13 protein-coding genes are annotated in these 13,115 nt (G+C 32.0%); 1 reads left to right on the forward strand and 12 read right to left on the reverse strand.

Translation table 11 applies throughout. From position 1 onward, the window contains the following. Positions 1 to 263 precede the first annotated feature (263 nt). The 9 genes from ACJTHF_RS03155 to ACJTHF_RS03195 form a co-directional block, all read right to left on the reverse strand. The gene (locus tag ACJTHF_RS03155) at positions 264 to 1,229 is read right to left on the reverse strand and encodes an aromatic acid exporter family protein (RefSeq protein WP_058592323.1); all 966 of its coding nucleotides are present in this window, start codon (positions 1,227 to 1,229) and stop codon (positions 264 to 266) included. A gap of 18 nt (positions 1,230 to 1,247) precedes the next feature. Beyond that, complete coding sequence (locus ACJTHF_RS03160) at positions 1,248 to 1,685, reverse strand: BrxA/BrxB family bacilliredoxin (RefSeq protein WP_058592322.1); 438 nt, start codon at positions 1,683 to 1,685, stop codon at positions 1,248 to 1,250. A 74-nt stretch (positions 1,686 to 1,759) separates the two neighbouring features. Next, positions 1,760 to 3,040, reverse strand: a complete 1,281-nt coding sequence (locus ACJTHF_RS03165; RefSeq protein ID WP_078355822.1) for a dihydrolipoamide acetyltransferase family protein — start codon at positions 3,038 to 3,040, stop codon at positions 1,760 to 1,762. Positions 3,041 to 3,051: 11 nt separating this feature from the next. Further along, positions 3,052 to 4,035 carry an alpha-ketoacid dehydrogenase subunit beta gene (locus tag ACJTHF_RS03170; protein WP_048539745.1) on the reverse strand — a complete coding sequence of 328 codons (984 nt, stop codon included), beginning with the start codon at positions 4,033 to 4,035 and terminating at the stop codon, positions 3,052 to 3,054. Further along, positions 4,028 to 5,026, reverse strand: a complete 999-nt coding sequence (locus ACJTHF_RS03175; protein WP_048539744.1) for a thiamine pyrophosphate-dependent dehydrogenase E1 component subunit alpha — start codon at positions 5,024 to 5,026, stop codon at positions 4,028 to 4,030. The genes ACJTHF_RS03170 and ACJTHF_RS03175 overlap by 8 nt, the downstream gene beginning before the upstream one ends. Positions 5,027 to 5,040: 14 nt before the next feature. Beyond that, complete coding sequence (gene lpdA, locus ACJTHF_RS03180; RefSeq protein ID WP_106417475.1) at positions 5,041 to 6,453, reverse strand: dihydrolipoyl dehydrogenase; 1,413 nt, start codon at positions 6,451 to 6,453, stop codon at positions 5,041 to 5,043. 11 nt (positions 6,454 to 6,464) lie between these two features. Next, positions 6,465 to 7,526, reverse strand: coding sequence for a butyrate kinase (gene buk / locus ACJTHF_RS03185; RefSeq protein WP_078355824.1), 1,062 nt, complete (start codon positions 7,524 to 7,526; stop codon positions 6,465 to 6,467). Then, on the reverse strand, positions 7,526 to 8,626 hold the full coding sequence (locus ACJTHF_RS03190) for a Glu/Leu/Phe/Val dehydrogenase dimerization domain-containing protein (protein ID WP_048539741.1): 1,101 nt from the start codon (positions 8,624 to 8,626) through the stop codon (positions 7,526 to 7,528). The genes buk and ACJTHF_RS03190 overlap by 1 nt, the downstream gene beginning before the upstream one ends. 209 nt (positions 8,627 to 8,835) lie before the next feature. Then, positions 8,836 to 9,726, reverse strand: a complete 891-nt coding sequence (locus ACJTHF_RS03195) for a phosphate acyltransferase (RefSeq protein WP_078355825.1) — start codon at positions 9,724 to 9,726, stop codon at positions 8,836 to 8,838. A 120-nt stretch (positions 9,727 to 9,846) separates the two neighbouring features. On the opposite strand from ACJTHF_RS03195, the gene ACJTHF_RS03200 reads away from it, so the two are divergent. Continuing rightward, complete coding sequence (locus ACJTHF_RS03200) at positions 9,847 to 10,104, forward strand: DUF2627 family protein (protein ID WP_078355826.1); 258 nt, start codon at positions 9,847 to 9,849, stop codon at positions 10,102 to 10,104. Between the two features lie 6 nt (positions 10,105 to 10,110). Here ACJTHF_RS03200 and ACJTHF_RS03205 read toward each other — a convergent pair whose 3' ends face one another. The 3 genes from ACJTHF_RS03205 to ahrC are packed head-to-tail and all read right to left on the reverse strand — an operon-like array spanning position 10,111 to position 12,982. After that, a complete protein-coding gene (locus ACJTHF_RS03205; protein WP_058592316.1) occupies positions 10,111 to 10,812 on the reverse strand; it encodes a response regulator in 702 nt (233 codons plus the stop codon). A gap of 29 nt (positions 10,813 to 10,841) precedes the next feature. Beyond that, the gene (gene recN / locus ACJTHF_RS03210) at positions 10,842 to 12,512 is read right to left on the reverse strand and encodes a DNA repair protein RecN (protein WP_058592315.1); all 1,671 of its coding nucleotides are present in this window, start codon (positions 12,510 to 12,512) and stop codon (positions 10,842 to 10,844) included. Positions 12,513 to 12,529: 17 nt separating this feature from the next. Further along, entirely contained in the window at positions 12,530 to 12,982 is a 453-nt protein-coding gene (gene ahrC / locus ACJTHF_RS03215; RefSeq protein WP_025904936.1) for a transcriptional regulator AhrC/ArgR, read from the reverse strand. Positions 12,983 to 13,115 lie beyond the last annotated feature (133 nt).

Consider the following 13,115-nt stretch of genomic DNA (forward strand, 5'->3'; position numbering starts at 1 on the left):
GCCAAGAGATTGGTCATTTCATGGCTTAAGTCTACCATTAAGCCAAGAGATTGGTCATTTCATTGCTTAAGTCTACCATTAAGCCAAGAGATTGGTCATTTCATGGCTTAAGTCTTTCATTAAGCCAAGAGATTGAGGATTCCATGGCTTAAGTCCTTCATTAAGCCATAAGTTTCATTAGTTCATAGTTTAGAATTCAAACATTAACTAACGTTTACCCCTCTATATATACAAAAAACGCAATGCTGAATAGCATTGCGTTTTTACTTCTTAAGGCTACCGAATTGTGATTTGATTAGTAAGTACTCTTCTACTTCGTTTAATAGTTGAAATAGTGCTGCTATACTTTCTAATTCTTGTTGTGTTTTTGGTAGCTCGATGGACTGTAATTTGATTTTAATGTCATATAGATTATGCAATCTCATAAGTGAGTAATCATTGCCTTGTACGTTTTGTGATACTTCTAATAACAATTGACTACATAAATGATGTGCGTGTTGACTGTGTTGCATTGATTCAATTAAATTTTTCATTCTTTTTAATAAAGTCAATTGTTCTTCTCTCATATCAAAGTAATGATAATAAGAATTTTCATTTCTCACAAAATGATTTTTAACTTCTCTAAATGCTAATGATTTAGCTTTTCTAATATTTTCTGAAACTATATCAAATGACGGTACATTAATTTTCTTATTTGGATCTTGTAAGCATTGACTATAAATAAAGGTTATTAATATAAAGTCGTCTTCTATTTTGCGCTTATAGTTATTGAGTTTGTAATCTAAACTTGGCATAAACATATTCATTATTAAGGCGATGCCTATACCAATAATAAGTAATAAGATTTCATTTATGACGACATTCATATCGATTGTTTTAGCCATATACAAATGTAGTATAATAACACAGCTTGTTACGATACCTTCTTGTACACCAATCATGACTGTTACAGGTATAAATAAAAGTACCATAATACCAAGTATAATGGGTGTGCTTCCAATATAAGTGAAAAATAATGAACCTATCAAAATTGCAATAAAACATGCTACAAATCTATATATTGCAGCTTCAAATGATTTTACTCTTGTATCCTTAATACATAATACAACAAGAATAGCACTGGATGCATAGTTGTCTAAGCCGATTAACCTAGAAAGGATGACAGCTAATGTCATCCCTAGGGCAGTTTTTAATGTTCTATATCCTATTCTGTACGGTTTTATTTGCATAAGAAATGAACCGTTCCTTTACACTTCTTCGCAATACTCTTCGAATAGTGCTTGAATGTTTGTAATAACACTCATTGGATCGTGACCTTCGATTTCATGTCTTTCAATCATTTTGACAATTTTGCCATCTTTTAGAAAAGCAAATGATGGACTTGATGGTGGATAACCTTCGAAATATTCACGTGCTGTTTCTGTTGCTTCTTTGTCTTGACCAGCAAATACAGTTACTAATTGATTTGGTAATTTATCATAGTGTAACGCATGTTGTGCTGCTGGTCTTGCGATACCGCCTGCACATCCACAAACTGAATTAACCATAACAAACGTTGTACCTGGTTTGTTGAAAGTTTCTTCAACTTCATCTTTAGTTGTTAATTGTTTGTATCCAGCTGCTTCTATTTCATTTCTCGCAGAATTGACTACGTCGTTCATATATAAATTGAAATCCATTTCCATAAAAAAAGCCTCCTGTAATAATAGATAAGTCTATTTTACAGGAGATTTAAGGGTAAAACAATGAGAAGCTTTTATTAATATATAGATGTATTCTCGATTGTCATACTTTGTAATCTTTCTTTTACATATTTTAAGAATTCACCGGCCATTAAACCATCTAATATTCTATGATCAATTGATAATGATAAATTAACCATATCACGAATACCAATCATATCATTGACAACTACAGGTCGTTTCACAATGGATTCTACTTGTAAAATAGCTGCTTGTGGATGATTGATAATACCCATTGATGATACAGAGCCAAATGAACCCGTGTTATTAACTGTAAATGTACCACCTTGCATATCTTGAGAAGTTAATTTATGCTGTCTTCCTCTAGTTGCTAGATCATTAATTTCACGAGCGATACCTTTGATTGATTTATCATCAGCATTTTTAATAACAGGTACATATAATTTATCTTCACTTGCTACTGCGATTGAAATATTAATATCTTTATGAATTTTAATTTCATCGCCAGCCCAAGTGCTATTTAACATCGGATATTTTTTCAATCCTTCTGCAACAGCTTTTACGAAAAATGCGAAGAATGTTAAGTTATATCCTTCGTTTTGTTTAAAAGATGATTTATGATGTTGTCTTGTTTTAACAAGATATGTAGCATCAACTTCGACCATCATCCAAGCATGTGGAATTTCATGAACACTTTGTAACATTTTATTAGCAATTGCTCTTCTAACGCCATTAACAGGAATTGAATCTCCAGGTAATGAAGTCGTTTCTGGTTCTGGTTGAACTGTGTTTTCAGTGATTGCTTCAGATGTTGCATCTACTTGTTTAGATGGTGTGTTTTCAGTTGAGTCACCATTTTCGATAGCATTTAAAATATCTTTTTTAGTGACTCTTCCTAAATTGCCAGTACCTTTAACTTTATTTAAATCAATATTATTTTCACTTGCTAATTTAAAGACAACAGGTGAATATTGACCGTTATTCATTGGACCTTCTTGTGGTTCATTAGATACAGGTTTTTCAGCTTTTACAGGTTGATCTTCTTTAGATACTTCTGATTCAGTTTGTTCATCAGTACTATTATTGTTATCCTCTGATGTTTCACCTACTACGTCCATTCTACAAATGATTGTACCAACATCAACTGTTTCGCCAGCTTCTACAACAATTTCTTTAATTGTTCCATTAAATGTTGAAGGCACTTCAGCTGTTACTTTATCTGTAATCACTTCGCACAGTGCATCGTACTCTTCAATTGTGTCGCCTGGTTGAACGAGCCATTGTTCGATTGTACCTTCATGAACACTTTCTCCAAGTTTCGGCATCTTTACGTCCATAATTTAACCTCCTAAAATTCAGCTAATGTTCTCATTTTTTCTTCTATTTTTACAGGATTCATCATAAAGAAATCTTCCATTGGTGGTGAAAATGGCATAGCTGGTACGTCTGGACCTGCAAGTCTTGCAATTGGTGCATCTAAATCAAATAAGCAATTTTCAGCTATTATGGCAGATACTTCACTCATGACACTACCTTCTAGATTATCTTCAGTTACAACCAATACTTTGCCAGTCTTTTTCGCACAATTAATAATTGTTTCTTTATCTAGTGGATATAATGAACGTAAATCTACTATTTCTGCATCTATACCTTCAGTTGATAATATTTCAGCTGCTTGAAGTGCGTAATTTACACATAATCCATAAGTGAATACTGTAATATCTGAACCTTCTCGTTTAACATCTGCTTTATCAATTGGTACAGTATAATATTCTTCAGGCACTTCTTCTTTTAATAATCTATATGCTTTTTTATGCTCGAAATATAATACAGGATCATTATCTTCAATTGCCGCAAGAAGTAAACCTTTAGCATCATATGGCGTTGATGGAATAACCACTCTTAAGCCTGGTGTTGAACAGAATATACTCTCAATACTTTGAGAATGATATAATGCGCCATGAATTCCGCCACCAAATGGACTTCTAATTGTTAAAGGACAATCCCAGTCATTATTAGAACGGTATCTTATTTTAGCTGCTTCATTGATGATTTGGTTTGTTGCCGGAACGATATACTCTGCAAATTGAATTTCAGATACCGGTCTTTTACCCATCATAGCAGCACCAATTGAAGCACCAACGATATTTGATTCTGCTAACGGTGAATCGATCACGCGTCCTTCACCATATTTGTTGTATAAATTTTTAGTTGCGCCAAATACGCCGCCTTTTAGACCAACATCTTCGCCGATAACAAATACATTATTGTCTTTTTCCATCGCTTGGTCCATTGCTTGATTAATCGCGTCAAGATAGGATAACTTAGGCATTCTTTTCGCCTCCTTGATCATATACATGTGTTAAAGCTTCTTCCGGTAATGGATAAGGTGCTTTTTCTGCATTTTTAGTAGCAGTATTGATTTCTTGTTTAATTTCTTCTTCAACTTGGCTGAACCACTCGTCGTTTGTCACTTGATGTTCAACTAAATATTCTTTGAATTTAATCATACAATCATTATCTTTTTCTTCTTTCATCTCATCTGCTGGACGATAAGTATCGTTATCGTCTGAAGAATGAGGTGTTAATCTACTACATAATGCTTCAATTAATGTAGGTCCTTCACCATTAATTGCACGTTCTCTTGCACGTTTAACTGCTTCATAAACAGCTATAGGATCATTACCATCAACTTGTTCACCAAATGCACCGTAACCTGCAGCTCTAGATGATAAATCATCTGTAGCGTACTGTAAGTGAGTTGGTACGGAAATGGCATATTTATTGTTTTCAATAATACAAATAAATGGCAATTTATGAACACCAGCGAAGTTCATTGCTTCATGGAAGTCACCTTGGCTTGTACTTCCTTCACCTAAAGTAGCTAGTGCAATCGCTTCTTTGCCATCCATTTTAAGCGATAAACTTGCACCAACTGCATGTAATACTTGAGTTGTTACACAAGAGCCTTGCGTTAAAATAGATAACTCCTTTTTACTAAAATGAGATGGCATTTGCTTACCTCCACTTGAAGTATCACCTTGTTTAGCAAATGCAGCTAACATAGATTCTTCTGCAGAAATACCACGTGCTGTAACTAAAGCTAAATCTCTATAGTAAGGTGCTAATACGTCTTCGTCTTTTAGTGCATAATATGTGCCAATCTGCGTTGCTTCTTGACCTTGACAACTAATGACAAACGGTAGTTTACCTGCTCGATTGAGTAGCCACATTCTTTCGTCAATTTTTCTACCTAATAACATCCATTTATAAATTTCTTTTAAGTCTTCATGCGTTAATCCGACAGTCTTATAATCTAACATCTAATCTCTCCTCTTTAGACGTGAATAGCACGATTCTCAGATTTTAACCCTAGTTCCATGAGCACTTCTCCAATTGAAGGATGTGCATGTACAGTAGTTGCTAGTTCTTCAGTAGAGCCATTCATAAATGTAAATAGAGCTGCTTCATTAATTAATTCAGTCACTTTTGCACCAATCATATGAATGCCAAGCACTTTTTCATTGTCTATATCTTTGATTAAAATACATTCACCAAGTCCATTATTTTCGATGACGGATTTTCCAATTGCTTTAAATGGCACTTTAAATTTTTTGAAATTAATATTTTGTGCTTTAGCATCTTGTTCAGTCATCCCTATTGAAGCAATTTCAGGATTTGTATATATACATCTCGGAACTGTTAAATAATCTAACATAATAGGATTTTGATCAAACATATGCTCTACTGCAATTGTGCCTTCTTTAGTTGCAACGTGTGCTAACTGATAATTACCGATGACATCTCCAACCGCATAAATATGTTTATCATCAGTTTGATAAACATCATTTGTTTGAATATAGCCTTTATTATCGGTCTTTATTTTTGTGTTATTCAAACCTAAATCTTCAGTATTCGGTGTTCTACCAACAGCGACTAATACTTTTTCAAAAGTTTGTTGCTCATTTTGAAGTGTTACATCTACGTGTTGATCATGTATGCTGACATCTTGTTCAGATAAAGGACATTTCTCATGAATGTTTATACCATTTTCTTCAAAGCTACGTTTAATCGTCTTACTGATTTCACGTTGTTCGTTAGGGATAATAGATTGCCCTGCTTCAACAATTGTTACTTTTACACCTAAATCATTTAATAAAGATGCAAATTCAAGTCCTATAACACCGCCACCGATAATTAACATGCTTTTAGGCAATGTTTCTAATTGCATCATATCATCACTTGAAATGACGGTTTGATGGTTAAACTTTAAGAATGGTAATTCAATTGGTCTTGATCCTGTTGAAATTAATACATTTTGATTAACGAGTAGTTCCGATTCGCCATTTTCAAATTCAACAGATACAGTTCCAGCTTGAGGCGAGAACAATGAAGGCCCTAGAATTCTGCCATTACCTTCATAAATGTCAATTTTGTATTTTTTCATCAAACTTTGTACACCATTGTACATCGTGGAAACTGTTTCATCTTTCTTAGCAACAACATCCGACATTTCAAAATCAGCTGAAGCAGTTTTAATACCATATTCGTTTGAATGTTGTATGTATCTTAAAATTTCTGCAGTTTTTAAATATGATTTTGTAGGTATACAACCTTTATGTAAACAAGTTCCACCTAACTTAAATTTCTCTACAATTGCGACTTTTTTTCCTAGTTGTGAAGCACGAATTGCTGATACGTAGCCCGCCGTACCGCCACCTAGAATGACTAAATCATATTCTTTAGACATAGTATTACTCCTTATTCATATGACTTGGTACTAATTTTACCGTGTAAGAGGTCCATTACGCCAATATTTAAGGCGTGCATTTCTTTTTCTCCTTCATATATAGTAACATTTTGTAGCCAAGATACATATTGTTTTACTTTATTTGTGATATATTTTGAATAACTTAACCCACCAGTTATGATAATTTGATCGATTTGACCTTCTAAAACGACCGCGCAAGAACCTATAGATTTAGCAATTTGATAACACATGGCATCTAAGACTAGTTTAGCAGTTTTATCGCCATTTTCCATCATTTGTTCTACTTTTAAACAATCATTTGTACCAAAATATGATAATAACCCAGATTTTTTACTTAATTCATTATTAGCTTCTTTAGCATTTAAATCGTGATCAATAACCCATTTAATTAACGCATCATTTGGTATTGAACCAGCTCTTTCAGGACTAAATGGCCCCTCACCTAATAAGCCGTCATTAACTTCGATGACTCTTCCTTTTCTATGAGCACCTACACTTATACCACCACCGAGATGTGCAACGATGACATTAATATCTTCATATGCTTTGCCAATATCAGTTGCATATTGTTTAGCGACAGATTTCTGGTTTAATGCATGGAAGATGCTGCGTCTTTCAATACCTTTTATGCCAGTAATTCTAGCTTCAGGTATTAATTCATCTACAACGACAGGATCAACAATATATGCTTGTATATTTAATTCTTTAGCAAATGTATAGCCGATAATACCACTTAAATTTGAGGCATGAAATCCATACTTAAAAGATTTCAAATCTTGATTCATGATGTTATTAACAAGATATGTTCCACCCTGTATAGGCTTTAAAACACCACCCCTACAAGCAATAGCATCTATTGATTGTAGGGAGATATGATGTTGGTTTAATGAGTTCTTGATACTTTCAAGTCGAAATGGGACTTGTTCAATTAATGGAAGATTAGTTTGTTCGATATCATACCTAATAACATCTTCAAATAACATATCATAGTTATCAAATACAGCAACTTTAGATGATGTGCTTCCTAAATTAAGTACAAGAATTTTTTTCATTATTTTTTACCTCTAGAAATGATAGATCTTTCAGTTTTTAAGAAATTACTTCTTACATTTTTAAGTTGTTCAATACGTTCTTCAGCTAAAATTTCAGCTGCACGTGCAGAAGTAATTTGATCTCTTTTACTAATTTCAAATACTTTATCCATTTGGTCATAGATTTTCTCAATATTTGAAATAGCACGTACTTCATTGTATCCATCTAATTCATCAGCAACATTGATAACACCACCAGAGTTAGCAACGAAGTCAGGCGCATATACAATACCTTTATCTTCTAATTGAGAACCGTGTAAATCTATGTCTTGTAATTGATTGTTTGCACTACCACATACAACTTTAACTTTTAAGCGTGCGATAGTATCATCATTTAATACGCCACCTAAAGCACAAGGTGCAAAGATATCAGCATCTACATCATAAATATCATTAATACCTACACTTTGAGCGTTGAAGTCATTTACAACTCTATCAACTGCTTCTTGGTTAATATCCGTTACAACTAATTGAGCACCTGCTTCATGTAAATAACGACATAGTTCGTAAGCAACGTGTCCAACACCTTGAACGGCAACTGTTTTCCCGTTTAAATCATCTGTTCCAAATGCTTCTTTAGCTGCACGTTTCATAGAAACAAATACACCTAATGAAGTTTTAGGACTTGGGTTACCACTAGATTGGTGACTTTCAGATAAACCAACTACGTAATCAGTCTCTTCAAAGATAATATCCATATCGTCTTCAGTCGTTCCAACATCTTCAGCAGTAATATAACGACCATTTAAACTTTCTACATATCTACCTAAAGCTCTAAATAAAGCTTCTGATTTATCTTTTTTAGGATCGCCGATAATAACTGTTTTACCGCCTCCTAAGTTTAAACCAGCTGCAGCATTTTTATATGTCATACCTCTTGATAAGCGTAATGCGTCATTAATAGCTTCTTCTTCACTTTCATATGGCCACATTCTACAACCACCAAGTGCTGGTCCTAATGTTGTATCATGAATCGCAATGATTGCTTTTAATCCTGAACTTTTATCGTGACAAAATACTATTTGCTCATAGTCATATTTTTCTATCGTTTCGAATAACATAATTATCCCCTTTTCACTTTTTATATAATAACTTCATTTCTAATTTTACATGAAATGTTTTATTTATCAAATAAATTGACGAAAAATGATAGCGCTTACAAAAAGTAAAAATTTTTAGAAAATTCAATCTTTATTGATATAAAAGCATTGTAAGCTCTTTCAATACTTTGAAATAAAGAGTATAGTTATTAATTTATTATTATAATATACTAAATAAGCATTAACGCACTACAAATAGAATGAAATTTATCTTGTGATGAATCTGATCTAGAAGTTAAAATTATGGGTATTTTTGCTCCAATTATAACAGATGCTACATCAGCGTTCGATAAATAAACGAGTGATTTATATAAAATATTGCCACTTTCAATTTGAGGGACGATTAAACCATCAACGTTACCTGATATTTTTGAATTTATTTTTTTAATAATGGATGCCTTTTTATTAATTGCAGCATCAAATGCAATTGGACCTTCTATTTCAAGGTCTAGTTTTTCTTGATTAAAATAAGACACGACTTCATGCGCATCAACCGATGACTGCATTTTCGGATTCACATTTTCAATTGCAGAAAGTACGCCTATTTTAGGCGAGTTGATACCAATTTTTTTGAGTGAATATACTAAATTCGATGTAATTTCAATTTTTTGTTCGATAGTTGGTGCAATGTTCATCGCAACATCTGATACGGTTAACATCTTGTGATACTCCGGTATATTAAATATTGCGATATGGCTCATTCTATAGTTAGTCTTCAAATTATATTTATCTTTTAATACTTCTTTCAACAATTCTGATGTTGAAATTAATCCTTTCATTATTAAGTCTGCTTTTCCATCTGCTACAGCTTGTACACATTGAGATACAGTATGTTCTTTGTTAAGTGTTTGAATAATTTCTACTCTATTTAATTCTTCATGCGTTAAATTAAATGATCTAATCAGCTCATCTTGTGGTCGTTCATCAAACAACATAAATGTAGCTTTTGTATGTTTAATCGCTTTAACAATTGCTTTAATGACACCTTCATCATTTGATTTACATACAGCAATTGTCGCCGATATATTTTGACCGTTTTTTATCATATCTTTAAAAAGCATTTAATCCCCTCCTATTACTATCATAATCAAATTGTACCGTTTATTCCATTTTTTCAATGTTTACTTTTACTCATTATCTCATATATAATATAAGTTATTAATTAATAGGAGTTTTAACTTATGCAAAAGTATATTGCATTACTTATTTTGGTTATACCAGGTATTATTGCGGGACTAGGTATTAAATGGATGAGAGATGCTGTTTTTGGACAACTCGTTTCACAATTACATTTTATTTGGTTGCAGTTTTTATTAGGCTTTATATTCTTTGTATTTGGTGTAGTGTTCATTGGGGGGTATATACTACATCGTGAAAAGAAAAATAAACGTGCACAAGAACATTTTATGAAGAAACAAAACCCCAAAAAAAGAGACTAGGAAAGCCTAGTCTCTTTTTTTAAACTTTTCATATAGATGTAATAAAAATTCACCGTTTGTAGGTCGTACATACAATTTTTCACTATTATACCAATAGGACTTTAATTCTTTATCCCAAGCTAATTTAATAGCATGCCGTATAGACCTTTCAACATTATTCGCTTGTATATTATAATTTTGAGAAATTAAAGGATAAAGTTCTTTAGTTAATGGCATCTTACGGTTATATTGAAGCATAAGATGTACACCATACTTAATATATTCATATCCGTTTAAATTTGATGAAAATCCAATCTTTTCAAGTAATAAATCTAAAGCGTCCATTTCTTCAATATTAGAATCTGTTGTTGTTATTACACGTTGTATTGTGTCTAATAAGACATCAAACTCAACAGGTTTAATTAAGAAGTAATCTACTCCTAATGAAACAGATTCTTTTAAGACATCATCACTAACAAAAGCACTCATACAAATCACTTTAAATTGCTTATTTTGTTTTATATATTTTTTAAGCAAAGTCATGCCATCAATGTGTGGCAAGATTAAGTCTAATAGAAGAACATCGAAAACTTCTCCATTTAAAATGTCGAGTGCTTCTTTACCGTTGTATCCAATATTAACAATTTCAATATCGTGTTCTTTTAAATATTGTGCCATTTCACTAACATACGCTTTCGAGTCTTCTATTATTGCAACCTTAATTACCATGCTTAACACCCTAACGAATCATTCTATTTTTAATTTTTGTTTTGTATAATCATTTCTTTAGCGTGTTGTCGAGTTAATTCAGTAACTTCAACACCTGATATCATTCTTGCTATTTCATCTATTTTATCTTTACCATCTAATTGTTTTATAGAAGTCGTTGTTCTATCATTTACCGTTTCTTTAGCAATATACAAATGATTATCACTAATTGCAGCGACTTGAGGTAAATGTGAAATACATATCACTTGAAGTGTTTGCGCAATCTGATGCATTTTTTCAGCCATTTTCTGAGCGACTCTTCCAGATACACCTGTATCTACTTCATCAAATAAAATTGCTGTTTGTCCTTTTGAAGAAACAAATATACTTTTCAACGCAAGCATTATTCTCGATAGTTCACCACCAGAAGCTATTTTATTTAAACTTTTTAATGGTTCGCCTTTATTTGGACTAATTAAGAACTCTACTTCTTCTAAGCCATATTGAGTAGGCTTCGTTTTAGTGAATGTAATTTCTATATTCGCATCTTGCATATGCAAATTCTGTACTTCTTCAACTAATCTATCTCTAAGATCCAATGCAACTTGTCTTCTTTTAGTAGATAGTGCTTCTCCGTATTTTAGAACGTTTGTATAAAGATCGTTAATTTCTTCACGTAATTGAGAAGTACTTTGTTCGTAGTTCTCAATTTTATATATTTCATCATCAATTTTATCTCTATATTTGATTAATTCAGGTATGCTTTTACCATATTTACGGTTGAGGTCAGTGAGTACATTTAATCTAGACTCGTACTCATTTAGTAAAGATTCATCAAAGTCATTAGACGTTAGTTCATTATATAGTTCATGTTTGTAATCTTCTAAAGTGTAATACATTTGATCTAATTCTTCACTAAAAGCAGTATATTTATCCGGAATAATATCATTTATATGTTGAATTTCTTGATTAAGTTCATAAATTTTATCTGTAATGTTTTCTTCACTACTCAATAACATATGGGCTTTATTAAGACTTTCATTTATTTTTTCATGATTTTGAAGTTTTTTAATTTCTTGATTTAAAAACTCAATTTCATCTTCTTTTAAATTCGCGTCATGTAATTCATCACGTTGGAATTTTATTAAATCTAATCTTTGTAATAATGCTTGGTCTTGAGATTCTAACTTTTCAAGTTCTTGTTTTTTCAAACGATAAGATTGAAAAATTTCTTCATATTGATCAATATCAGATTGATATATGCCATCAGCATAATTATCTAACAATGATAAATGATATTTAGGTTTAAGTAATATTTGCGTTTCATGTTGACCATGTATATCAAGTAATTCTTGCATGACAATTTTTAAATCAGATAGTGTTACATTCTGGTTGTTCAATTTACAAATGCTTTTTCCTGAAGAAAATATTTCTCTTTTTACAAACAAGAAATCTTCGTCAAAATCGATATCTAACTCACTTAAGATTTTATTGACATTAGGTACATTATCAATATCAAATACGCCTTCAATTGTCGCCTTCTGTTCGCCATGTCTAACAAAACTTTGTGAGGCTCTTGCACCTACTAACTGACCAATAGCATCTATAATAATAGATTTACCAGCACCAGTTTCACCGCTTAAAACAGTCAGTCCACCTGAAAAATTAATTTCTAAAGATTCAATTATAGCAAATTGTTTAATTGTAAGAGCTTGTAACATTGTATATTAAATCTCCTTTAAAGCATATTAAAAATTCTATCTGTAATAACTTCAGCTGCCTCAGTATCTTTACAAATAATTAAACATGTGTCATCACCGCATATCGTACCAATGACTTCTGTCCAATCTATTTGGTCAATAATTGCACCAATTGATTGCGCATTACCTGGTAATGTTTTAAGAACTAATAAATTATCTGCTCCATCAATTTTTACAAATGAATCCATTAAATATCTACCTAATTTATCAATCGGGTGATATTTACGATCTCTAGGTAAACTATAGATATATTGACCAGAAGGTGCTGGAACTTTAATTAATTGAAGCTCTTTAATATCACGAGATATTGTAGCTTGTGTGATATTCAAATCATATTCATTTAGTCTTTTGACTAATTCTTCTTGTGTTTCAATTTGTTCGTTAGAAATTATTTCTCTTATCTTAATCTGACGCATTGTTTTGTTCGCCATTACATACACCTCTGTTAATGAATATTTATACACTTATAATAGCATAAAATTGATAAAAATAGTAATGTAAGCGCTATAAACAATTTAAATGACGCTTTAGATATACTAAAGCGTCTTTTTCAACATAATTATT

The organism is Mammaliicoccus sp. RAM2 (assembly GCF_045897195.1).
GTDB classification, from domain to species: domain Bacteria; phylum Bacillota; class Bacilli; order Staphylococcales; family Staphylococcaceae; genus Mammaliicoccus; species Mammaliicoccus sciuri.